Here is a 21,734-nt window from a genome sequence, read left to right as displayed (position 1 = left end):
CCATGCCGTCCCTGCAGGTCGACGACCCCGATCCCGGGCTCTACAACGACGACATTCGCCCCACCACCGACGCCGAGCGCCACTGGTCGGTGCTCAACATGGCCTCGCTGTGGATCGGCATGGTGGTGTGCGTGCCCACCTATACGCTGGCCTCGTCGCTCATCAAGGAGGGCATGAGCTGGTGGCAGGCGGTGATGACCATCATGCTCGGCAACCTGGTGGTGCTGCTGCCGATGGTGCTCAACGGCCACGCCGGCACCAAGTACGGGGTGCCGTTTCCGGTGCTGGCGCGGGCGAGCTTCGGGATCAAGGGCGCGCACGTGCCCTCGCTCTTGCGCGCGCTGGTGGCCTGCGGGTGGTTCGGGATCCAGACCTGGTTCGGTGGCTTTGCGATCTACCAGCTGCTCAACGCGCTCCTCGGCGACGCGCTGGTGGGGCCCGACATCGCGGGGCTGGGGATCAACGGGGGCGAGCTCTCGTGCTTCCTGCTGTTCTGGGGCCTGCAGATCGCGATCATCTACCGCGGCGTCGAGTCGATCCGCCTGCTCGAGACCGCGGCCGCCCCGTTCCTCATTGCGATCGGGCTGGTGCTGCTGCTATGGGCGTGGTCCAAGGCGGGGAGCTTCGACGTGATGCTCGCCAACGAGGGCCAGTTCGGCCCCGGCGGCGCCAAGGAGGGGCAGTTCTTCTCGGTGTTCGTGCCGTCGCTCACCGCCATGGTCGGGTTTTGGGCCACGCTGTCGCTCAACATCCCGGACTTCACCCGCTACGCCCGTAGCCAGCGCGACCAGGTGCTGGGCCAGGCCCTGGGCCTGCCCACCACGATGACCCTGTTCGCATTCATCAGCGTGGCGGTGACCTCGGCCACCACCGTGATCTTCGCCGACCCGGCCACCGGCGCCCCCGGCGAGCCCATCTGGGATCCCACCGTGCTGGCCGGCAAGATCGGCGGTGGGTTCACGGTGGTGCTCTCGCTGTTTGCGCTGGCCATCGCCACCCTGAGCACCAACATTGCGGCCAACGTGGTCTCGCCGGCCAACGCCATGATCAACGCCGCCCCCCAGAAGGTGGGCTTTCGCCTCGGCGGCTACATCACCGCGGGGATCGGCCTGGCGATCTTCCCGTGGAAGCTCATCGAGTCCACCGACGGCTACATCTTCACGTGGCTGGTGGGCTACTCGGCGCTGCTCGGTCCCATCGGGGGCATCCTCATCATCGACTACTTCGTGCTGCGCAAGACCGAGCTCGACGTCAACGGGCTCTATCGCCAGCGCGGCGCCTACGGCTACTCGAACGGCTACAACTGGGCGGCCATCCTCGCGTTCCTGGCGGGCGTGCTGCCCAACGTGCCCGGCTTCCTGCATCAGGCGGGGGCGATCGCCGACGGGACGCTGGCGCCGATCTGGGATGACATCTACACCTACGCCTGGTTCGTCGGCTTCCTGGTGGCCGGCGGGCTCTACCTGGGCCTGATGCGGGTGATGCACCCGCAGTCGGGCCCCGCGGCTCCAACGACCACCCTCGAGCCAGAGACCGACGGGCCTACCGACGGACGAGACGCATCGTCATGATCCCCAAGTTCGAAGCACGCTCCTACGCGCTCACCCCCTTCATCGACGCGCGCAACTACATCGGCGGCCAGTGGGTCGACGCCAGCGGCGACGAGGTGCTGCCCATCATCAACCCGCGCCACGGCCAGCCCATGGCCAACGTCCGCATGTCGACCGCAGCCGACGTGGATGCAGCGGTGAAGGCGGCCACGGCCGCGGCCACCGACTGGAAGGAGTGGCCGCTGCGCGAGCGAGCCCACGTGATGTATCGCGCTCGCGAGTTCATGCTGCGCGACATCGACGAGCTGTCGTGGCTGGTGAGCCACGAGAACGGCAAGATCTTCTCCGAGGCCAAGGCCGAGATCGACAAGGGCATCGAGTGCGTCGAATTCGGCTGCTCGCTGCCCAACCTCGCCGCCGGCACCCAGCTCGAGGTCAGCCGGGGCGTGCGCTGCGAGGTGGTGCACGCACCGCTGGGGGTCGTGGCCGGCATCGTGCCGTTCAACTTCCCGTTCATGGTGCCGCTTTGGATGCTGCCGCAGGCGCTGGTGGGCGGGAATGCGTTCCTGCTCAAGCCCAGCGAGCAGGTGCCGCTGTCCTCGCTCGAGCTGGTGCGGATCTTCGAGGAGGCCGGGCTGCCCAAGGGCGTGCTGAGCCTGGTGCAGGGCGGGCGCGAGACGGTCGAGGCCCTGTGCGACCACCCGGGAATCGAGGCGGTGGCGTTCGTGGGCTCGACCCGCGTGGCCAAGCTGGTCTACGGGCGGGCGGCCGCCTCGGGCAAGCGCGCGCTGTGCCTGGGCGGGGCCAAGAACCACCTCATCGTCGTCCCCGACGCCGACCCCGAGCTCACCGCCGACAACGTGGTGGCCTCCTACACCGGCTGCGCCGGCCAGCGCTGCATGGCGGCGTCGGTGATGGTGGCGGTGGGCGACGTGCAGCACATCATCGACGCGATCGCCAAGCGCACCGCGGCGATGAAGCTCGGCGACGACATGGGGCCGATCACCACCTCTGCCTCCGTGGAGCGGATCACGGCCTACATCGATCAGGCCGAGCAGCTCGGTGCCAAGGTGCTGGTGGACGGGCGCCGAGCCAAGCCCTTGGGCGCCGAGGGCGGACACTGGGTGGGTCCCACCCTGCTCGATCACGTGACCGAGAAGATGCCGGCGGCGCACGACGAGATCTTCGGACCGGTGCTCTCGATCGTACGGGTCGACACGGTCGAGCAGGCGATCGCGCTCGAGAACCGCAGTCCCTACGGCAACGCCAGCTCGGTCTACACCACCTCGGGCGAGGTGGCGCGCCGGGTGATGAACGAGGTCGAGGCCGGCATGTGCGGGGTCAACATCGGCGTGCCCGTGCCGCGCGAGCCGTTCGGCTTCGGCGGGTGGAACGACTCGCTGTTCGGCCACGGCAACATCACCGGGTGGGACGGCTTCCTGTTCTGGACGCGACAGCGCAAGGTGACCAGCAAGTGGTCGCTGCAGAAGGACGCGACCTGGATGAGCTGAGCACTCATCCCCGCTGCTGCAGCACGTCACCGTACGCGCGCAGGTCGATCGCCGTGAACAGCACCATCCGCACCTCGTCGTGCGCCTCGGGATTCGCCGTGACGTGCTCCACGATCGCCCCGATCGCGATCGCGGCCGCCTCCATCAGCGGGTACTGGTAGGCTCCGGTGCTGATCGAGGGAAACGCCACCGTCCGCAGGCCCTCGCGCGCCGCCAGCTCGAGGCTGCGGAGATACGCGCTGCGCAGCAACGCCGGCTCGCCCCGCCCCCCGCCGTGCCAGACGGGACCCACGGCATGGATCACCCGGCCTGCGGGGAGTCGGCCCCCGGTGGTGATCACCGCCTGCCCCGTGGGACAGCCCCCTTGCCGCGCCCGGATGGCGATGCACTCCTCGAGGATCGCGGAGCCCCCGGCGTCGTGGATTGCGCCGTCGACCCCGCCGCCGCCGAGCAAGGAGTTGTTGGCGGCGTTGACGATCGCATCCACCTCCTGCTGGGTGATGTCGCCTTGAACCAAGGAGATCACGGTCCTGCCCACGAGCTGCCTCATGACTCCATGGTGCGCGGATCGGGCCGGCCACGCCAGCGCCGGGCCGACCACGAAGGAATTGCCGGAGGACCCCGACCGCGGGCGGCTACCATGCGGGCGCCGTGGCGTCCCGACTCCTGCTGGCCTCGAGCCTCGTCAGCGTGCTGCTCCTCGTGGCGCTGGGCGCCGCCTACCTGCTCACGGGCAGCACGCTGGCGCTGGCCCAGGCGGCCGACAGCACCTCGGACGCGCTGACCGGCCTGGGCCTGCTGTGGGCGCTGCACATCAGCCGCAAGCCTCCCGACGAGGAGCACCCCTACGGACACCACGGCGCACAGCCGATCGCGGCGCTGGTGGTCGCGATGCTGGTCGGGGCACTCGCGCTCGAGGTGATGCTGGAGGCGATCGATGCGCTCGCCTCCACCGCCACGCCGACGCTGGGATGGCCGGCCATGGTCGCGATCGCCAGCAAGGTGGGAATCAAGGCGGTGTTCGTGGCCCTGGCATCTCGTGGAACGCTGCTCCAACGCAACGCCACCCTGCGCGCGTTTCGGGTCGATGCAGCCAGTGACGTGGTGGTCGGGCTCGCCTCGCTGCTCGGCCTGCTCGGGGCGCAGTACGGTGGGCTGCCCTCGCTCGACGCCTGGCTGGCGATCCCGGTGGCGGTGTGGATCGGGATCTCGGGCCTGAACCTCGCCCGCGAGAACGTCGATCTCCTGATGGGCGTCGCCCCGCCCAGGGAGTGGCGCGAGGAGCTCGTTGCCGCCATCGCCCTCATGCCCGGGGTGCGCGGCGTGGCTGGGCTGCGGGCGCGCTCGTTCGGCGACGAGCACCAGGTGTGGGTGGAGATCCGCGTGGACCCCAACCTCACGGTGGGCCAGGCCCACGACCTCGGCGAGGCGGTGGAGCAGCAACTGCTACAGCGAGGGGGCATCAGCGATGCAGTCGTGCACGTGGATGCGGTGGTGGGCACCGCACTGCCGCAGGAACGCGAGACGTAGCCGGCCCTCCTCGCGGCCGTCCGCGCTATGCTGCGGGGCCAAGAAGACCACCACCGCCAAGAAGAAGATCGCCCGATGACCGACCACGCGCAGCAGCGTCTCCACGCCCACCACGGTGGCGAGCACTTCCACGACCTGATGGTCAGGAGCTTCGATGGACGCTTCGGTGACGAATTCTGGGCCTACTGGGCCGAGAACATCGCGCCGATCCTCGGCGAGGACCCCACGCTGCTCGACCTGGGCTGCGGCCCCGGGCTGATGCTCCGCGCCTGGCGCGAGCGCTACCCCACCGCGGTCCTGCATGGAGTCGAGCTCCAGCCCTACATGCTGACCACCGCCCGCGAGCTCGCCACCGAGACCAAGGCAACCCTCCACGAGACCGACCTGCACACGCTGTCGCTCCCCCTCCCCGATGCCTCGGTCGATGCGATCCTGTGCGCAGTGGTCATCCACGAGCTGCGCGAGCCGATCGGGATGCTGCGCGAGGCCAAGCGCCTGCTGCGATCGACCGGACGCCTGCTCGTCATGGACTGGGTCCGCGTCCCCCTGACGCAGTACCTCGAGGCCTGGAACGAAGATCCCTTCGACCCGACGGCGTCGCCCGAGCTCCGAGCCGATCGCCTCGACCACTTCATGGAGCACTGCAAGTACAGCCGCGATGACCTGTGGTGGCTGGTGGAGCGCTGCGGCCTGACCATCGAGACCGCCAAGGAGCGCGCCGATGGCCAGTTCCTGTGGCTCGTGGCCCGCGCCTGAGCCCGCCTCGGAGCCTAGAACACCCCGCTGCCCACCCCGAACGGCGGCCGCGCCAGCCCCTCTTGCACGAAGTGATGCACCCGGCTGCACGGCTCCTCCCCCAGCGCCATGCGCCGGGGATTCTCGCGACCGTGCTCCTCCCATAGATCGAAGGTCTCGTCCACGTCGTCGAGCCTCGGATCGTCGAGCGGGAGCTCGAGGTGCTCGCTCATCAGCCGCTTGCGCAGGTCCTGGGCCAGGCCCCGGTCGAGCACCACCGCGTTGATCTCGCCCTCGGTCTTGAACCCGCGATCGTTGATGTTCGCGCTGCCCACGGTGAGCCACACGTCGTCGACCACCATGACCTTGGCGTGCACGTCGACCTCCTGCCACACCAGCCGATCGTCGGCATCGCGCCCCCAGGCATGGATCACGGTCAGCTCGAAGTCGGGCCGCGCCTCGCGGATCAGCTTCAGCGTGTGGGCCGTCCAGTAGCCGCTCGGGTCCCACAGGCTCGCCTTGCCGCCGTTGACCGGTCGCACCACCACCGCCAGGCGCAAGCGCGGGTTCTTGCTCAGCACGTCGCGCAGCTCCTTGCCGATGCACGGGCTGCGGAAGTACTGGTTCTCGATGTAGATGTAGCGCCGCGCGTTGCGGATCGCCCGCACGTAGGCCCCGAGGATCCCGTCCTCGCCTCCGGGGGTCGTGCGCACGATCTGGGCCCAGTGCCCGCCTGCCACGGGCGGCAGCATCGGCAGCGGCCGAACCTCGGGGTAGTCGTCGTTGCCCAGCAAGCGACGGATCGAGTCCATCAAGCGCCCGAACATCGACGCGCGGCGTGCCTTCACCGACTGCCGCCAGCGGTCCGAGAAGTTCATCACCAGGTCGGCGACCGCAGGCCCCTCGATCCGCACGATCAGGTCGTGCCGCGGCGCGAACGGAGCCGTCCGCATGCGCGCCGCGATCGGCCGCCGCTCGTGGGACCCCGCCGTGTGCGGGCAACGACGCGCATCGTGGGGCACGTGCGCGCAGGTGTCCCAGTCGTTCTCCTTGAGGTTCATGCCGCCGCAGTAGCCGACCCGACCGTCGATGGTCATGGTCTTTTGGTGGTGCGAGCCGATGATGCTGGGGTGGTCCTGCTCGAGCACGTCGATGCTGTCGCGCCCACGCCAGTACCAGCGCCGCATCCAGCGGTCGATGATCGGCGTGTACACCAGGCCCCAGATCAGCAGGCGAACCTTGGCCCCCGCCTCGGCGCGGCGCTCGAGGATCTCGCCCAGGCGAAAGCGACCGCGCTCGCCGGGCTCGGCCACCGCCAGCTCCAGCGGTCGACGCAGCTCGATGTCGGGCCGGCACATCCAGGTGGCGATCTGGATCTCGTGCTCGGCGCGCTCGAGGTCGTCGGCCACGCGCCCCCACCCCGCCTCGCCGTCCACCAGCACCTCCACCGAATTGCCGCCCCGGGGCGGAGCGAGCTTCTCGCCGCGAGAGAACCAGTCGTAGACCACGATGCGATTGCACGGCCCGTCGCGCGTGGGCGAAAGCTGGACCTTGAAGGTCACCACCTCGTCGGCGTGCTCGGTGCTCATGCGCCGTGCTCCCGCTGCAGCCGCTTGGCCGTGGCGTCGTCGACCTCACCGGTCACCGACAGGCCATGGTCCCGCTGGAAGCGCTCGACCGCGGTGCGGGTGAAGCGTCCGAGCTCCCCGTCGACCTTGCCCACGAAGTAGTTCAGGTGATTGAGCCGCTCCTGAACGCCCTCCACCGTGTCGGCTGCGGGCAGCCCCTCCACGTGCAGCTCGAGGCAGCGCTCGGCCACGTAGAGCAGCAGGCGCTCGGTCCCCGCGGGCACCGACGCGTGCAGGCGCCCATCCGCGTCGAGCGTGCCCTCTCGGCGGGTCCCATCGGGCAAGGCGAGCGCATATCCACGCGACGACATCGGCGCGCCCGTGCTGTCGCGCAGCTCGAGATTGAGCCAGCGTTCCGAGGACATGCGACCGAGTATATAGGGAGGTCAACCGTCATCGGAACGCACCCGCAGGAATTCCACGGCGAAGCGCACGGGGCCGCGCGGCCGTACGCTGTGCGGCAGCTCGGGGGGAATGATCACGGGCTCACCGGGTCGAGCCACCACCTCGATCGCCAGCGGCGGATCGAAGCAAAGCGGCAGCTCGCCTCGCTCGACCACGAGCCTGCCCCACACCCCGCGCTTGGTCGTATGCGCGCGCCGTAGTCCCGCCGGGACCGTGTGCTCGTCGAACTCGGCCGTGCGCCGATACGGCTCCGCGTGCTCGGGCAGCTGACGCTGTCCGCAGCGCAGACACTCGATGCGGTGCCCCACTCGCTGCGCGCATGCCTCGTCGTCGAGCACCCACGGGTGGCTCGACAGCGGAGGTCGGTGACGCACGTGTCGCGGATGACCACAGTCGAGGCGCAGCACGACCGCGTCGGCCGCCTCGCGACGCACGGCCTCGATCACGCGAGCGATCGGCGGCGCGGGCTCGGGCACGGGCAGCAGCCTGCCCCGCCCCTGCGGCTCGCGCAACACCGCGCCCGACCATGCTAGGTTGGGGCTCGAGTCGGGCACCGCTGCGATGAAGCTCCACACCAAGATCCTCCTTGGCCTGCTCGTGGGCGCCGTCCTCGGGATCCTGGCCAACGCCACGCTGGGGGGCGACCACGCGCTGGTGGTCGCGCTCGATACCTGGCTCGCACGCCCGGTGGGGCAGGTGTTCCTGCGCCTTCTGTTCATGGTGGTGATGCCCCTGGTGTTCGCCTCCATCGCCCTGGGCGTCACGGGCATCGGCGACGTGCGCCGGGTGGGCCGGATCGGCGGCAAGACCCTCGCCTACTTCCTCGTCACCACCGCGCTCTCGACCACGCTGGGCCTGCTGCTCGTGTATCCCATCCGCCCCGGCTCGCGCATCACGCTGCAGGTGCGCACCGAGCTGATGGAGGTCTACGCCGGCGACGCCGCGGCCAAGCTCGCCCCGGCCAAGGGCGGCGACTTCGGGATCGACACCTTCGTCAACATCGTCACCCGCAACCCGATCGCCTCGGCGGTCGAGCTCGACATGCTCGGGGTGATCTTCTTCTCGCTGATGTTCGGCGCCGCGCTGACCATGATCGATCGCGAGCGCGCCAAGCCGATGATCGCGTGGCTCGAGGCGCTCAACGACGTGGTGATCAAGATCGTCGACCTCGCGATGAAGCTCGCCCCCTACGGCGTGGCCGGACTGATCTTCGGGGTGACCTCGCGCTTTGGCGCGGTGCTGCTGCAGCCGCTGTCGATCTACGTGGGCGTGGTGCTCGGCGCGCTGCTGCTGCACGTGCTGCTCACCATGTCGCTCATCATCCGCTTCGGGATCGGCATGAGCCCGGTGCGGTTCTTCTCGCTAGTGCGGGCCTCGCTGGTCACCGCGTTCTCCACCTCGTCGAGCTCGGCCACCCTGCCCACCAACATCACGGTGGCCACCGAGCGCCTGCGCGTGCCCTCGCGCGTGGCCGGCTTCGTGCTCCCGCTGGGCGCCACGATGTGCATGAACGGCACCTCGCTGTTCGAGGGCATCACCGTGATCTTCTTGTGCCAGGTGTTCGGCGTGGAGCTGACCATGGGCCAGATGGCGGTCGTGATGACCATGTCGGTGATCACCGCCGTGGGCGCGGCCGCCGTCCCCGGCGGCTCGCTGCCGCTGCTCGTGGGCATCCTGGCCATGTTCGGGGTGCCCGGCGAGGCGATCGCAATCGTGCTGGGCGTCGATCGGATCCTCGACATGGCGCGAACCACCGTGAACGTGATCGGCGACCTGACGGCCACGGCGTTCATCGCCCGCTCGGAGGGCGTGTGGACCCCCGAGGCGGTGGAGGCCGGCTGACGGCTGACGGTGGACCTCAGGACGGCAGCGCACACACGCCCACGTCGTTCCACGTGGGATCGGGCGCCATCCAGCTCACGCAGACGAGTGCCGGGTCGATGTCTTGGCACGGCGTGTCGCCCTCGGACAGGCTGCAGTATGCGGTGCAGCAGGTGAGCGCCGCCCCGCACCCGTCGGGCACCCGCGATGCCGGCACGCACACCAGTCCCTGGTCGCAGTCATTGGCCAGGCCACAGCCGCCGAACACGGGCACCGGCTCCTGCGGAGGCGGCGGTACGCAGATGAAGCCGCTCTGCCCCGAGGGGGTGGGCGTGTCCGGGATGCAGTGCCACGACGGCGGCGAGCAGTCCTGCAGCAGCGGATCGCACTTGTCCATGCAAAGCGGCACCGTCAACGAGTCGGGGATCAGCTCGAAGAACGACTTGCAGGTGCCGTCACCCCCGTTGCACTCGGGCGTGCCCGGGTCGCAGAACGGACGACACAGTCCCTCGAGCGAGTCGGGGTCGTCGACCAGGCACATCGTCCCCGACTCGCAGCTGTCGAGGCAGCTGCCGTCGTAGTCCAGCACCGTGCAGCGCTCGCCGTCGAGATCGGGGTTGTCCTGCATGGGACAGCACCGCGCCCGATCGGGAATGCGATCGGCGTCCTCCGACCACGGCATGCACTTCTCGTTGGGATCGGTGCAGTCGTTGTCCTCCAGGATGCAATCGTTGCCGGGCCCCGGGGGCACGGTCCCCGAGGAATCCACGGTGTCGTCGGCCACGGTGGTGCTCGTCGAGGTCTGCTCGATGAACGTCGTCGCACCGTCGTCGGTGGTGGTGGTCGTGGGCGTCGTGCCGGTCTCGTCGCTGCTGGGTTTCGTACCGCAGCCGAGCACCAGCACCGACAGCACGCAGGAGAGGGAGGCCAAGCGCTGCATGTGGCCCGAAGCTTAGCAGCTCGATGGTGCGCGTCGCTTCCCTGTCGCCCCGGCCCGTGCTGAGATCGAGGCGCCGAGGTCCACCGATGCAGATCCACCCCCTCTACCGCGATCCCCGGAGCCGGCGCCAGCTGCTGGCCCTGCTGGGATCGGCGTTCACGACCCTACCCGGCAAGATCGACGCTGCACGCGCCCTGGGTTGGGACTGGGACACGACCACCACCCCCTTCGTCGACCGCGGGGCCGTCGAGGACGACGACCCGATCGTCTCCCACGTGGGGGTGCTCGACGTGCCCCTCCGCCTCGCCGGTCGTGCCGTCCGGGCCGCAGGAATCCACGCCGTGTGCACCCTGCCCTCCCATCGCCGCCGCGGGTGCTACCGCCGGGCCATGGAGCAGGCCCTGGCCTTCGTGGAGCCACGGTGGGAGCTCGCTCAGCTCTACACCGACCAGCCATTCCTCTACGAGCCCTTCGGCTTTCGGGTGGTCGCCACGGGTCAGTGGGAAGCCGCGCGACCACCGGGCCCTCGCGGCGGTCTTGCGGCCCCCCTCGATCTCGAGGCCGATCTGCCGGCCCTCCACGCCGCGCTCGCCCGCCGCGCCCCGCTCTCGGACGTCTACGCCTCCGTCGACGAGGGGTGGCTCTTCGGCATCGATGCCGTGCTCGCCACCGGCGATCTCTCGCTGCTGCGCCGCGTGCCACAGCTCGACGCCTTCATCGCCGGACGCCTCGACGGCGATCGCTTCACCCTCCACGACGTGATCGCCACCACCCTGCCCTCGTTCGCCGAGCTGTGCACGCACCTCCCCGGCGAAGGACCGGTGCGCCTGTCCTTCACGCCCGACCGCTTCGCCGACGCACGGACCCAAGCCGTCGAGCCCACCCCCTACGGCTTCTACATGGTCCGTGGGCCGTTCCCGCTGCGCGCGGGGGAATTCGCCGTTCCTCCGCTCTGCCAGCACTGAGAGCCCGGCGCGCACGGCCCGGCGCCGCCTCTCACCCGCTCTCGAGCAGCGCCCTGACGGCCCGCTTCATCTGCAGCGCGTCGCCGAAGCGCTGCCGGGGGTCCTTGGCCGTCGCCTTCCTCACCAGCGCATCGACGGCCTGGGCGAGCCCGGCGGGCGTGCCCGGCTCGAGCAATCGGCTGGGCGGCGGCAGCTCCCGCTCGCACTGCAGGGCAAGCAGCACCTCGGGGTCGGCATCGAGATACTCCTCGAACGGGTGATGCCCGGTGAGCATCTCGTAGAGCGTCACGCCGAGCGCATAGAAGTCGGCGCGATGATCGAAGGGACCGTGGATCACCGTCTGCTCGGGCGCCATGTAGCGGGGGTCGCCGCTGATCTCCTGCGGCTGCTCGAACGGCTCGAGGCTGCGACACACTCCGAAGTCGATGAGCTTGACGATCACCAGGCGCCGATTGTAGGGGTCGCGCGTGATGAAGATGTTGTCGGGCTTGACGTCGCAGTGAACGATCTTGCGGGTGTGGACGTAGTCGAGGGCGTCGAGCACCTGCCCCACCATGTCCACCATCAGGGCAAAGGTGACGGGGCGACCGCGGTCGATGACCTCTCCCAGATCGCGTCCCCGCAGGTACTCCATGGTCAACCACTCGATGCCGAGCTCCTCGGAGTGCCCCACGTCGAGCACGCGCGCGAGGTTGGGGTGGGAGAAGTCCGCCGCGATCACGGCCTCGCGACGAAAGCGGCGACGGGCCGGCTCGGGAACGTCGAGCTTGAGCACCTTGAGCGCCACGTAGCGATCCATGCGCGGGTCGTAGGCTCGATACACGCGACCCATCCCCCCCTCGCCCAGGAGATCGACGATCTCGAAGCTCCTGCGGTGCACGAGCTGCGAGCCCGGAGCCAGGTCGGTCGGGTCGTCCTGCGCGTCGGTGTACTCGTGGAGCGATCGAGGGAGCCCCGGCAGCGTGGCCCGATGAACCGAGCGCGGAGGTCGCACTGCGCTCACGGGCCCGAGCATAGGACGAAACTCCGCCGTTGCTCGAACCTCCAAGGGCCGCTGCGATGGCGCGCGGTCACGCCAAGAGAGCCCCTGAGGCGCAAGAGTGGGCAGGTCTGCTACCCTGCCCCCGCCTTGTGTCCTCGTCCGGATCGACTGGCCCAAAGGCCCTGCGCATGACGTGGTGGCTCCCAACGACCGCACGGTGCGGGCTGGTGCTCGCCTTCGCGACCGCATGCCGCCCGGCCCCACCTCCGCCCGCCACCGACGACACCACCAGCGGCGGTCCCGGGTCGGCCACCGATCCCATGGGCACCACCTTCGCCGCGCCGGATGCGTGCCAGAGCAGCGAGGAGTGCGAGACCGAGGGCCTGTGCGTCGCCCCCTATGATCCCGGGGGCGATCCCCCGCTCGGCGGATGCATCGAGGCCTGCATCGAAGTCGACGACATCACCCGGTGGTGCTTCGACGACGCATCGTGCTGCGGAAACGCTCGCTGCCATGAGGTCGATGGCCTGTGCGAGCCGGGACCCAGCGCGTCCTCTTCGAGCTCGAGCACCGGAACGGACACCGGCAGCAGCTCGGGTACGGACGGCACGGGATCGACCACGGACGGGAGTGGCTCGAGCGGGAGTGGCTCGAGCGGGACGAGCAGCAGCACGGGCTGAGTGGCGGGCTACCCAGCTCGCGTACCCCACCGCCTACCCCACTCGATAGTTGTGCGCCAGCCGAACGTACTTCCCCGCCAACTTGCGATGGAAGTCCTCGTCGGCCGCGGTGAGCGTGCGGACGATCTTCCCCGGCGTTCCCAGCACCAAGCTGCGCGGCGGGATCTCGCGACCGGCCGGAATCAACGCACCCGCTCCGATCACACACCCTTCTCCGATCTTCACCCCATCGAGGATCGTGGCCTGGATCCCCACGAGCGTCCCGCCACCGATCGTGCAGCCGTGGATCACGGCGCGATGCCCCACCACGACCTCCTCGCCGACGATCGTGGGATCGTCGTCGCCGAGGTGCACCACCGTCCCGTCCTGCAGGTTGCTGTGCGCACCGATCTCGATGCGGTTGACGTCGCCCCGCAGCACACAGCCAAACCACACGCTGACCTTGGCACCCAGCCTCACGTCTCCCACGAGGGCCGCCCCCGGCGCCACCCAGGCGTCGTCCGCCACGTGCGGCACGCGATCGAGGTAGCGCCCGACGATGACGCCCGGCCAGCGCTCGCGCAGCGCCACGAGCCGAGCTTCGAGGGCCTCCAGCCCGTCCGGAGGCCCCGCCACCATCGGAACCGAGTCGACGACCGTCCGCGATGCCATGGCCGATCATAGCAAGGGCGCGCTCGTCCGCGACGACGTTCTCCGAGCTGCACACGCGCAGCTTCATGTGAGCCACAGCGATGGAGCCTGCGGCACGGCCGCTCACCCCCCGTCGGTCGACGGATTCCCCGCCACGCACTCGGTCTCCAGCGGGCCGCAGCGAAAGCGCACGTGGATGTGCTCGCCATGTCCGCTCTCGTGGCGCACCAGGCCGCTGTGCGCGGCGCGTCCACGGGGCCACTGGATCATCCGTCGTCGCGTGTCCTCGTCGGCTCCCAGTGAAGTCGCGGCCTTGTACAGCGGCTTTTGCAGCTCGTAGTCGAGAAACACGATCTCGATCTCCCCCGTGTCGGCCAGCGCCTCGAGCAGCCGCCACAGCGCCTCGTAGTCCACGCGCCAGGGCTTGATGGGAAACCACGGCGGGTTGTCGGCCGACAGCGGAAGCCGGATGTCGAGATCCCGGCCCGTCTGGTGCGAGCGATGCCCCGACAGCGGCCCCCCGTGCCGCCGACTCATCGACCCGAGCAGCAGCGCGCGCTCGTAGCCGCTGCTGGCATGGAACGCCTGCAGCGCCGCCACCAGGGTCACCACCGCATGCGTCGTTCCGTAGGACGACGGCCGCAGCTTGCGACGCCAGCCCTCCCCCGCGGGAATCTGCACCCCGTTCATCAGCCGCCCGTCCCATGGCGGCCCCACTCCCACCGCTCCCCGGCGGATGTTGGTCAGCACGTCCTCGTCGTCGAGCGCGGCCCGATCGCTGTGCACCCAGTGATGGACGGCCGGATCGATCCACAGGTCCAGCGTCTCGCCCACCGTCAGCCGACGAGGCGCGGTCCCGTTGGCCGCGCGCAGCTCCCTGGAGTCGATGCCGTGCGCGACGGCGATGCTCCACCAGGTGTCGCCCGGCTGCACCGTGTACTGCACCTCCTGACGCGGCGGCGGCACTCGCCGTGCCTGGAGCTTGACCCGCATGCCACCAGCCGCCTTGGCGTCGGGCCCCAGGCCGTTCCAGGTCCGCAGCGCCTCGGGAGTCACATCGTAGCGATGGGCAACCTGATCGAAGGTCTCGAACGGCGTGAGGCGATGGATCACCCAGGGACGGGTCCCCTCGACGATCTCGATCTCCACGTCATCGAGCTGCAGCGGTGGATTGGTGGGAACCTTGCCGGGCGACGGTGCATCGAGGGCCGGGGCGCGCTCGAGCTCGTCGTCGGGATCGACGGGCTCGGGCTCCTCGTCGTCGCCCACCGGAATCTCCGGCTCGGATCCATCGCCTTCGGTGGGCGCCTCGGGCTCGCCCCCGGTCGGGGCCCCGGCCTCACTCGGCCCCGCGGCGGTCGGTTCCTCTCCGGGTGCGGCGGGCTCCTCGGGGTCGGCCTGGAGCGTACGGGCGGTGACCGCCTGCAGCGCCTGGCTGGCCCGTGGGACCACGAACAGCGCCGTTGCCACGCCCCCACCGGCGGCCAGCGCAATCACCAACGCCACCACCACCGACGACATCCCGCGTCGGGCTCGTCGACGCGGGGTCCTCGAGCGCCGTGCCGTCACTTCGATGAGTGTAGTGCAGATCGGAGTTCAGAACGTACCCGCGACCTTGAAGAACGCGATCGAGGACCCCGTGGCGGCCTGGCCGAACTTGGTATCGGACGGCCCGAGCAAGAAGAAGCTCCCCAGCTCGAAGGTCACGCTCCCCCACGGCGGCACGAGGATGAGCTCGGGATAGAGCACGTACGAGCCGTTGTCGCCGCGACCCGTCGGCAGATCCACCACACCGAACATGCGGAAGATCAGGTGACGGCCAAAGAAGATGAGGTCGGTGCCGCCCACGATGTAGTTGCCGATGTGGTCGGCGCCGAACTCATCGATGAAGCCACGGAGGTACTGACCCTGCACGTAGACGTGCTCGCCGAAGCTGTAGTCGAGGCCCGCGGTGGCCTTGATGTACGGCGTGGTGCGGATGGTCGGGCCCTCCAGCTCCTGGACGGGATTGGCCATGCCATCGTCGGGCGTCACGTCGACCGCAACGGGGAACTCGATGCGAAAGTCTTGGGCCCGCGGCAAGAACAGCGCGCCCTCACCCCACAGCCCCATGTTGCCCAGGAACGGCAGCTGGGTGGAGAAGTCGGCCCCGATCACCTGCATGCGCGGGTAGATGAGGGTGACGTCGGAGGTGTAGCAGCACTCGGCGCCGTCACCCGGCTCGCGCGGCTTGGTGAGCTCCGAGGTCGCGAGCACCGGCAGCGGGATGTCGTGGCGGCCGTTGTAGTACGAGAACGACATGTCCACGCCGCCGAGCGAGGTGCCGAGCTTGATGGCGCTCTGCCCGTTGGTGAAGCGCGCCTTGGGCATCATCACGTGGGTCTGCACCACGGGGACCAGCGCCGGATCGATCTCGAGCAGTTGCTGCAGCTCGCCGAGCTTGTCGAGGTCGGACTGGTTGGCATAGGGGACGGGAGCCTGCGGGTCCTTGAGCGCGGCGGCAGCCGAGGGCGGGAGCAGGGCGGGATAGAAGATCGGCACGTACACGCCCTGGAACCACAGCTTGTCGGCCAGCGGGGCGTAGTCCACCACGATCATCTGGTTGGCGATCGGCTCGGTGAACAGCGGGCGATCCTCGAGATCGTCCGGGTTGATGTTGTTGGTGGGGTTGAACTTGTCGGCCGTGCCCCACACCAGGGTCTGGCGCCCGACCTTGATGTCGAGGTTGGGCAGCACGTCGTTGAGCGCGACGTAGGCCGCGTCGCTCTCGATGTGGAACGGCTCGAGCATCTGGCGGGTGGCCAGGTCGTCGAGTTCCTTGGCCTGCGCCACCCCGAAGAACACCGGCTCGACGTCGCCGACGATCTGCAGGTGCTGGTTGGGGGTGTAGGCGAAGTAGAATTCCAGCCGGTTCTCGTTGCGGCCGAACCCTCGCTCATCGACGCGTGCGGTGTCGTAGTAGGCGCTGCTGACGATGCGAACCTGGGTCTTGAGCTTGTCGCCGCGCACCAGCGGGCGGCGAGTGGCCGCAGCGGGCGGCGCGTTGGTGGGCCCGGCGTCGGTTCCACCCGCGTCGGCGGGCTCGCCCTTCTCGGAGACCACCATGACATCGGTGTGGTCCTCTTCGGTGCCGAAGATGTCGTCGATGCCGAGCTCGCCCGGCTCGCCCCCGGCGGGCTTGGGATCCTTCGGCGGCTCGCCGTCGGCAGGAGGACGCTCGGCGGGGGTGCCCTCGGACGATCCGCTGACGTCCGTCGGCGTGCCGTCCGTCGGCGTGCCCTCGGGTGATGATCCTTCGGGCGGCGTGCCCTCGGGCGCCGTGCCGTCCGGCGTGGTGTCACCCGGTGCCGCCGGTGGAGAAGACGTGGGTGCCGGCGCCAGCAGGAACGCGCCCGTTGGCGAGCCGACGACCGCACCAAACGCAAGAACCGGGGCCTCGGTCGGCGGTGCGACGCGGGGCCCCGGAACGGGGAGGGAAGCGAGCGAGAGCGAGAGCGAGAGCGACAGAGCCGTCACGACGGCAGGAGTCTAGCCTCGCAGCAGCATGCGGCGCGAGAACAGGTCGTCCTCGACCCCCTGATTGACCCTCACATTCGACAACTGGATGATGGTCGAGTTGCCCTCCTTGAGGTCGGTCATCGTGATCTTGGTGGGCATCAGCTCCCCCTCGATCTTGACCCAGTCCTCGCGCGTCTGGGTGCGCACGTGGTTGCCGGTCCCGTCGTAGTACCGGAGCTTCGTGACCCCTCCCTTGGTGCCGTCGATGACCACGTCGATGCGGGCGTAGCCGGAGGTCACGCCCTCCTTGGGGACCAGGGTCAGGGTCGTCTCCGAGCCTTCCTTGCCCGCGAGCGTGGCGTCGTAGTACGGCGCCATCCTCACCCGGGTCTGGTCCTCGTAGGTGAACGTGCTGCCCATGAACCCCTGGTTTTGCATGTGGGCGGCCACCCGTCGGACCTTCTTGAACTCGGGGGTGTACACGTAGAGGGTGTCGGCGCCCTCCATCAAGACCTTCATGCCTGCCACGTCGCCCGGGGCCGTGAACACGATGAACTGCTTGTCGAGCCCCTTCATCGTCATCTCGAACTCGAGGGTCTTCTTGAGCTCGGCGCCCTTGTAGATGGCCATGGTGGCCGAATACTGCTGATCCTCGAAGACGGACGCGCGTCGGTCGATCTCGGCGAGGATCTTGTTGGCATCGACTGCGGCCATCGCGGCGGGCGCATGCACGGAGGCGGCGGCCGGGGAAGCAGCAATGGCGCAGAGGGACAGGGCGACCAGGACCGAGCGGATCTTCATGGGTGGCTCCGAAGGGTAACAGTGCCAGGCGGGCAGTCAGTGTGCAGACACGTGCACACTCTCGAGGCAAAGGGCGGGAACCGCGGAGGTCCCCTCGAGGTCGGCGCGCTTTGACGACGAACGACGGTGCCTATTCGCCGAGTACACGTGCGAACCCTCGGGTCCAAATGATCAGGGTCGCCGACCGGTGCCGAGCAGTGATCTGGAGCACACCCATGGGTCGGATCTCAGCCACGGTGGAGCCGGGGGGTCAGCCAAACCGCCCCCGCCGCCGCCCCGAGCAGACCGATCGCCAGGCCCGCGCCGAACTGCTGGAGGGGCGGCATCTCGGAAGCGAGCAACACCAAGAAGGCCAGCGCGAGCTGGACTCCGGTCACCAGCACCACCCCACCGAGCGCCTCGGTCGCCTCGCGTCCCGACTGGGCGCGATCGGTGGCGTTGCGCGCTCGCACCCCGAGGTGAATGGCAAAGTCGACGCCGGCTCCCAGCGCGATGCAGGCGACCATGCTGGTTCCGATGCTGATCGGGTGACCCAAAAGCGAGATCGCTCCCGCGGTGAGCATCAACGTCCACACTGCAGGAAGGAGCGCGCGCAGGTGTCCGAACACCAGGAGCACCAAGGCCAGCGCCCCCAGGGACACCAGGGTGGAGTCGCGAAGGCTGGTGGTGACGCTGTCGGCGAAGGCTTGTCCGATCACCGGCTGCCCGGTGAGGCGGATCTTCCACTCGTGGCTCGAGAGCTCGGGAGCATCGACTCCGGCGGGGATCTTCCACTCGGCGTCACCGAGCTCGGAGAGCACCGCGAGCACCTGCCGGCAGCGCTGTCCCTCCGGCTCCCCCTCACCGCCGGCGTTGGTCTCGGGCTTGGGCTCGGCCCCCTCCTCGTCGGGCGGGGGCGGAGCGGGCAAGCCCAGCACGTCGCAGGTCGCCGTGAAGCGGTTGCGCTCGATCGCATCGTCGATCCACTGGCCGAGGAACTCGGCGAGGTAGCCGACGCCCTCGGCATCCTGTGCGACCAGGGTCGGTAGCCGCTGGCGCAGGTGGTCTTCGAGCGGCTTGCCGCGCAGATCGATCAGCGTGCCCGGATCGACCGCTTCGCGCTCGGCATCGGGAACCGGCTCGATGATCTCGTCGGTGCCCAGTGCTCGGTCACGAAGGCGCCGCAGCTCGTCGGCCATCGAGGTCGCCGAGGGCTTGGCCTCGAGGATCGCGTCGAAGCGCGCGACGTCGATGTCCTCGCCCACCACGCGAGCGAGGCGAGTCCGCACCGCATCGCGGACCACCGGGAGCAGCGCGGGGCTCTGGGCGTCGCCCTGGGCCAGAGCCGGCACGTCGTGCGCATCGACGATGGCCCGGACCTGCGTGGTGATCCGCTGCTGCTGCTCACCGCCTCCGGGCGCGAGCTTGACGTGGATGATGGCAGCGTCACCCTCGGGCACCATCAGCTGCTTCATGGCGGCTTGATCGGCCAGGTTGGTGATCACTCGACGCGTGCGGGGCTGGGTCTCGGGGATGTCCTTGCGGCCACCAAAGCCCTCGGACAGCAGCGCGACGGGATCGACGAGGCTGCGCACGTCGACCACGCCCTCCACCGCACGGAGCTCGTCGACCATGTCGCGGATCTCTCGCAGCACCACCGGCTGGGTGAGATCGGCCTCGATGGCGATCTGCAGGAACTGCGAGCCCCCGAAGTGCTCGTTGAAGAATGCATCGGCCTTTCGGGGCTCGCTGTCGGGAGCGAACATCTCGGTGGTGTCGGGCTCGCTCTGCAGCCGGGTGCCGAGCGCCGCCCCGCCGATGCCGAGCACCGCCACGAGCCACAGCGGCGGCAGCAGGCGCAGCGGCAGGTGGGGGTTGTCCCGGGTGGGGATCCACCGCGAGGGCAGCACGGCCAGCAGCGCCGGAAGGGCCACCAGCGCCAGCACGAGCAGGATCAGCACCCCCACGCCCGCCACCACGCCAAAGCGCTGCATCGGGGCCTGCGGCATGACCAGGAGCGCAAAGAAGGCGGTGGCCGTCGTCAGGCCGCTCAGCAGCACGGGCTTCCATAGCTCGCGCAGGGTGGCAGAGGCGCGGCCGCGGCTGTCGCCGGCCTGCCGCTGGAAGCCCGCGAGCATGTGCATGCCGAACGCACCGCCGAGCGCCACCATCATCACCGGCGTGGTGCTCGAGACGATGGTGAACGGCTCGCCGAAGCGCCCGTGGGCCCCCACGATCAGCGCGACGCCGAGCCCGGTGATGACGAGGTTGAGGCCCGCGGCGGTGATGCTACCGAGCAGCAGCGCCGAGGCCACCACGAGCACTCCGATCACGATCGGGGACAGCCGCTCGATGTCCTCGCGCGAGGCGGTGGACGCCGCCATCTCCATGAACGGCGCACCGCCGTAGTACGCCTCTCGATCCCAGTGCTCGCTCACCGTGGCGCGGATGGCCCCGAGCTGCTCGCCACGCAGCGCCGCGCGCTCGGCTCCGCTGGCCGGGGTGAGGTAGGCGAAGATCGCAGCCGCTTCGCCATCGGGGGCGATGAAGTTGCCGACCGCATCGGGGTTGGAGAGCACGCGGCGGCGAATCTCGTCGGGATCGCTGGTGCCGGGCGGGACGAGCGGGCGGACCACCAGGGTGTCGCCCTCGACCTTGGCCTCGGGAAACTCGGGATACGCGAGGACCAGGCGCACGCCGGGGAGCTCGGAGATGCGGGTGGCGAGGGTGCGAACCCGATCGGTGCGCTCGGGGGAGAGCAGCGGGTCCTCGCTGCGCAGGCCGATGAGCGCCACCTCGAGCATGCCGAAGCGATCGGCGACCTCGCGAAAGGCCACCACGTCGTCGTGCTCGGGCGGGAGGAACGCCAGCACGTCGTCGTCGTGGCGCAGCGCGGAGATGCCGGGCACCAGCCACGCGCACAGGGCCACGAGCAAGGCGAGCACCACCCAGCGGGCCCGCACGATCGAGGGCTCGGGCGCAGAGGAGTCGGCCTTGGGGCTCATGCGCGCCATGGTAGACGGCCGCCCGCACCGAGGCGAGCGGATCCGACCGCACGCGCCCTCGGACCAAGATCGAGATCACACCACGCGCTAGCCCCACACGGGGGTCAGCCACGACTTGCGGTGCTCCACCCGACCGTGGACCACGTCGTCGAAGTGCTGCTTGAGCTTGCTGGTCGTCGCCCCGATCTGGCCGTTGCCCACGGGGCGGCGATCGACGCTGGCCACGGGCGTGATCTGGGCACCGGTGCCGCACAGGAACATCTCGTCGGCCACGTAGAGCTCCGAGCGCCCGATGGTGCGCTCCTTGAACCGCAGGCCCAGATCCTCGGTGGCCATCGCGATGATGCTGCGCCGCGTGATGCCGTCGAGGTTGTCCTCGGTGCTCGGGGGGCTGATGAGCGTGTTGCCCCGCACGATGAACACGTGCTCGGCGCTGCCCTCGGAGACCTTGCCGTCGTCGGTGAGGAAGATGGCTTCGTCGAAGCCGTTGTCCTTGGCCTCGCGGCGAGCGAGCGCGCTGTTGAGGTAGGCACCGGTGGGCTTGGTCCGGGAGGGGATCGCGTTGTCACGGACGCGGCGCCACGACGACACGCACACGTCGATCATGTCCTTGTCGATGTAGCGCTTGAGCGGCATGCAGAACGCGATGAAGCTGCTGCTGGTCTCGTCGAGCACGGGCGCGAGGGCAATGGAGTTGTGGATGAGCAGCGGACGCAGGTAGACGTCGTGGTGGACCTCGTTGCGCCGCAGCAGCTCGACGAGGATCTGCTGCGTGTCGTCGACGCTGGGCATGCGCAAGTAGAGGATCTTGGCGGAGTGGGCGAGCCGATCGACGTGGGCCTGCAGGCGGAACACGTAGACCTCGTGGCCATCGTCGGCGAGGTAGCCGCGGACGCCGCCGAAGCACCCCATCCCGTAGTTGAGCGCCCGAGAGCGCACGTTGACGACGGCGTTCGCGTCGTCGACCCACTTGCCGTCCTGATACGTGACCATGCCTGCGCGGAGCATGCCAACCTTCGCAGCACCGTGCCACTTCGAACGCGCAGGAGAGGACGGCGCCACGACACCATTGGG

At 69.5% G+C, this 21,734-nt stretch carries 19 protein-coding genes; 7 read left to right on the top strand and 12 right to left on the bottom strand.

All coding sequences use genetic code 11. From position 1 onward, the window contains the following. The first annotated feature begins 2 nt into the window (after positions 1 to 2). Together OEB96_RS19960 and OEB96_RS19955 are read left to right on the top strand one after the other, a co-directional pair. The gene (locus OEB96_RS19960; protein WP_266217935.1) at positions 3 to 1,571 is read left to right on the top strand and encodes an NCS1 family nucleobase:cation symporter-1; all 1,569 of its coding nucleotides are present in this window, start codon (positions 3 to 5) and stop codon (positions 1,569 to 1,571) included. Then, entirely contained in the window at positions 1,568 to 3,061 is a 1,494-nt protein-coding gene (locus OEB96_RS19955) for a CoA-acylating methylmalonate-semialdehyde dehydrogenase (protein WP_266217934.1), read from the top strand. Before OEB96_RS19960 ends, OEB96_RS19955 begins: the two co-directional genes overlap by 4 nt. Before the next feature lie 4 nt (positions 3,062 to 3,065). Here the strand turns inward: OEB96_RS19955 and OEB96_RS19950 are convergent, their stop codons facing one another. Next, complete coding sequence (locus OEB96_RS19950) at positions 3,066 to 3,611, bottom strand: O-acetyl-ADP-ribose deacetylase (protein ID WP_266217932.1); 546 nt, start codon at positions 3,609 to 3,611, stop codon at positions 3,066 to 3,068. A 101-nt stretch (positions 3,612 to 3,712) separates the two neighbouring features. On the opposite strand from OEB96_RS19950, the gene OEB96_RS19945 reads away from it, so the two are divergent. Then, positions 3,713 to 4,591 carry a cation diffusion facilitator family transporter gene (locus tag OEB96_RS19945; protein ID WP_266217930.1) on the top strand — a complete coding sequence of 293 codons (879 nt, stop codon included), beginning with the start codon at positions 3,713 to 3,715 and terminating at the stop codon, positions 4,589 to 4,591. Positions 4,592 to 4,666: 75 nt separating this feature from the next. Further along, positions 4,667 to 5,347: a class I SAM-dependent methyltransferase gene (locus OEB96_RS19940; RefSeq protein WP_266217928.1), complete on the top strand. Its 681-nt coding sequence runs from the start codon at positions 4,667 to 4,669 to the stop codon at positions 5,345 to 5,347. Between the two features lie 14 nt (positions 5,348 to 5,361). Here the strand turns inward: OEB96_RS19940 and OEB96_RS19935 are convergent, their stop codons facing one another. The 3 genes from OEB96_RS19935 to OEB96_RS19925 are packed head-to-tail and all read right to left on the bottom strand — an operon-like array spanning position 5,362 to position 7,934. Then, the gene (locus OEB96_RS19935; protein WP_266217927.1) at positions 5,362 to 6,915 is read right to left on the bottom strand and encodes a phospholipase D-like domain-containing protein; all 1,554 of its coding nucleotides are present in this window, start codon (positions 6,913 to 6,915) and stop codon (positions 5,362 to 5,364) included. Continuing rightward, entirely contained in the window at positions 6,912 to 7,319 is a 408-nt protein-coding gene (locus OEB96_RS19930) for a peptidoglycan-binding domain-containing protein (protein ID WP_266217925.1), read from the bottom strand. Before OEB96_RS19930 ends, OEB96_RS19935 begins: the two co-directional genes overlap by 4 nt. Positions 7,320 to 7,340: 21 nt before the next feature. Beyond that, entirely contained in the window at positions 7,341 to 7,934 is a 594-nt protein-coding gene (locus tag OEB96_RS19925; RefSeq protein ID WP_266217923.1) for a DUF3565 domain-containing protein, read from the bottom strand. Between OEB96_RS19925 and OEB96_RS19920 the strand changes: the two genes are divergently transcribed. After that, positions 7,921 to 9,201, top strand: a complete 1,281-nt coding sequence (locus OEB96_RS19920) for a dicarboxylate/amino acid:cation symporter (protein ID WP_266217922.1) — start codon at positions 7,921 to 7,923, stop codon at positions 9,199 to 9,201. The two genes, OEB96_RS19925 and OEB96_RS19920, sit on opposite strands and share 14 nt — an antisense overlap. A gap of 16 nt (positions 9,202 to 9,217) precedes the next feature. Here OEB96_RS19920 and OEB96_RS19915 read toward each other — a convergent pair whose 3' ends face one another. Then, positions 9,218 to 10,120: a hypothetical protein gene (locus OEB96_RS19915; RefSeq protein WP_266217920.1), complete on the bottom strand. Its 903-nt coding sequence runs from the start codon at positions 10,118 to 10,120 to the stop codon at positions 9,218 to 9,220. Between the two features lie 86 nt (positions 10,121 to 10,206). Here OEB96_RS19915 and OEB96_RS19910 point away from each other — a divergent pair, with 86 nt between their 5' ends. Next, positions 10,207 to 11,085 (top strand): GNAT family N-acetyltransferase, encoded by an 879-nt coding sequence (locus OEB96_RS19910; protein ID WP_266217918.1) that lies wholly within the window; start codon positions 10,207 to 10,209, stop codon positions 11,083 to 11,085. Between the two features lie 31 nt (positions 11,086 to 11,116). Here the strand turns inward: OEB96_RS19910 and OEB96_RS19905 are convergent, their stop codons facing one another. Continuing rightward, positions 11,117 to 12,088: a serine/threonine-protein kinase gene (locus OEB96_RS19905; protein ID WP_266217916.1), complete on the bottom strand. Its 972-nt coding sequence runs from the start codon at positions 12,086 to 12,088 to the stop codon at positions 11,117 to 11,119. A 167-nt stretch (positions 12,089 to 12,255) separates the two neighbouring features. Here OEB96_RS19905 and OEB96_RS19900 point away from each other — a divergent pair, with 167 nt between their 5' ends. Beyond that, positions 12,256 to 12,747, top strand: a complete 492-nt coding sequence (locus OEB96_RS19900) for a hypothetical protein (RefSeq protein WP_266217915.1) — start codon at positions 12,256 to 12,258, stop codon at positions 12,745 to 12,747. A 33-nt stretch (positions 12,748 to 12,780) separates the two neighbouring features. Here OEB96_RS19900 and OEB96_RS19895 read toward each other — a convergent pair whose 3' ends face one another. The 6 genes from OEB96_RS19895 to OEB96_RS19870 form a co-directional block, all read right to left on the bottom strand. Further along, positions 12,781 to 13,398, bottom strand: coding sequence for a gamma carbonic anhydrase family protein (locus OEB96_RS19895; protein WP_266217913.1), 618 nt, complete (start codon positions 13,396 to 13,398; stop codon positions 12,781 to 12,783). Positions 13,399 to 13,500: 102 nt separating this feature from the next. Next, the gene (locus OEB96_RS19890) at positions 13,501 to 14,898 is read right to left on the bottom strand and encodes a penicillin-insensitive murein endopeptidase (protein ID WP_266217911.1); all 1,398 of its coding nucleotides are present in this window, start codon (positions 14,896 to 14,898) and stop codon (positions 13,501 to 13,503) included. 75 nt (positions 14,899 to 14,973) lie between these two features. After that, positions 14,974 to 16,893, bottom strand: a complete 1,920-nt coding sequence (locus OEB96_RS19885) for a DUF1302 family protein (RefSeq protein WP_266217909.1) — start codon at positions 16,891 to 16,893, stop codon at positions 14,974 to 14,976. 12 nt (positions 16,894 to 16,905) lie between these two features. Continuing rightward, entirely contained in the window at positions 16,906 to 17,676 is a 771-nt protein-coding gene (locus tag OEB96_RS19880; protein ID WP_266217907.1) for an outer membrane lipoprotein-sorting protein, read from the bottom strand. 227 nt (positions 17,677 to 17,903) lie between these two features. Beyond that, positions 17,904 to 20,660, bottom strand: a complete 2,757-nt coding sequence (locus OEB96_RS19875; RefSeq protein WP_266217906.1) for an MMPL family transporter — start codon at positions 20,658 to 20,660, stop codon at positions 17,904 to 17,906. A gap of 87 nt (positions 20,661 to 20,747) precedes the next feature. Further along, positions 20,748 to 21,668, bottom strand: a complete 921-nt coding sequence (locus OEB96_RS19870) for a branched-chain amino acid transaminase (protein ID WP_266217904.1) — start codon at positions 21,666 to 21,668, stop codon at positions 20,748 to 20,750. Positions 21,669 to 21,734 lie beyond the last annotated feature (66 nt).

Source organism: Paraliomyxa miuraensis (assembly GCF_026337845.1).
Lineage (GTDB): Bacteria > Myxococcota_A > Polyangia > Nannocystales > Nannocystaceae > Paraliomyxa > Paraliomyxa miuraensis.
Note: the sequence above shows the minus strand (reverse complement) of the source record. Positions and strands in the feature narration are given on the sequence as shown.

Bases quoted from the DNA above. Each gene is read 5' to 3' on its own strand.
- OEB96_RS19875 (WP_266217906.1), bottom strand. From the start codon at position 20,660: ATGAGCCCCAAGGCCGACTCCTCTGCGCCCGAGCCCTCGATCGTGCGG.
- OEB96_RS19940 (WP_266217928.1), top strand. From the start codon at position 4,667: ATGACCGACCACGCGCAGCAGCGTCTCCACGCCCACCACGGTGGCGAG.
- OEB96_RS19950 (WP_266217932.1), bottom strand. From the start codon at position 3,611: ATGAGGCAGCTCGTGGGCAGGACCGTGATCTCCTTGGTTCAAGGCGAC.
- OEB96_RS19920 (WP_266217922.1), top strand. From the start codon at position 7,921: ATGAAGCTCCACACCAAGATCCTCCTTGGCCTGCTCGTGGGCGCCGTC.
- OEB96_RS19880 (WP_266217907.1), bottom strand. From the start codon at position 17,676: ATGAAGATCCGCTCGGTCCTGGTCGCCCTGTCCCTCTGCGCCATTGCT.
- OEB96_RS19930 (WP_266217925.1), bottom strand. From the start codon at position 7,319: ATGTCCTCGGAACGCTGGCTCAATCTCGAGCTGCGCGACAGCACGGGC.
- OEB96_RS19895 (WP_266217913.1), bottom strand. From the start codon at position 13,398: ATGGCATCGCGGACGGTCGTCGACTCGGTTCCGATGGTGGCGGGGCCT.
- OEB96_RS19960 (WP_266217935.1), top strand. From the start codon at position 3: ATGCCGTCCCTGCAGGTCGACGACCCCGATCCCGGGCTCTACAACGAC.
- OEB96_RS19935 (WP_266217927.1), bottom strand. From the start codon at position 6,915: ATGAGCACCGAGCACGCCGACGAGGTGGTGACCTTCAAGGTCCAGCTT.
- OEB96_RS19890 (WP_266217911.1), bottom strand. From the start codon at position 14,898: ATGTCGTCGGTGGTGGTGGCGTTGGTGATTGCGCTGGCCGCCGGTGGG.
- OEB96_RS19915 (WP_266217920.1), bottom strand. From the start codon at position 10,120: ATGCAGCGCTTGGCCTCCCTCTCCTGCGTGCTGTCGGTGCTGGTGCTC.
- OEB96_RS19955 (WP_266217934.1), top strand. From the start codon at position 1,568: ATGATCCCCAAGTTCGAAGCACGCTCCTACGCGCTCACCCCCTTCATC.
- OEB96_RS19870 (WP_266217904.1), bottom strand. From the start codon at position 21,668: ATGCTCCGCGCAGGCATGGTCACGTATCAGGACGGCAAGTGGGTCGAC.
- OEB96_RS19900 (WP_266217915.1), top strand. From the start codon at position 12,256: ATGACGTGGTGGCTCCCAACGACCGCACGGTGCGGGCTGGTGCTCGCC.
- OEB96_RS19910 (WP_266217918.1), top strand. From the start codon at position 10,207: ATGCAGATCCACCCCCTCTACCGCGATCCCCGGAGCCGGCGCCAGCTG.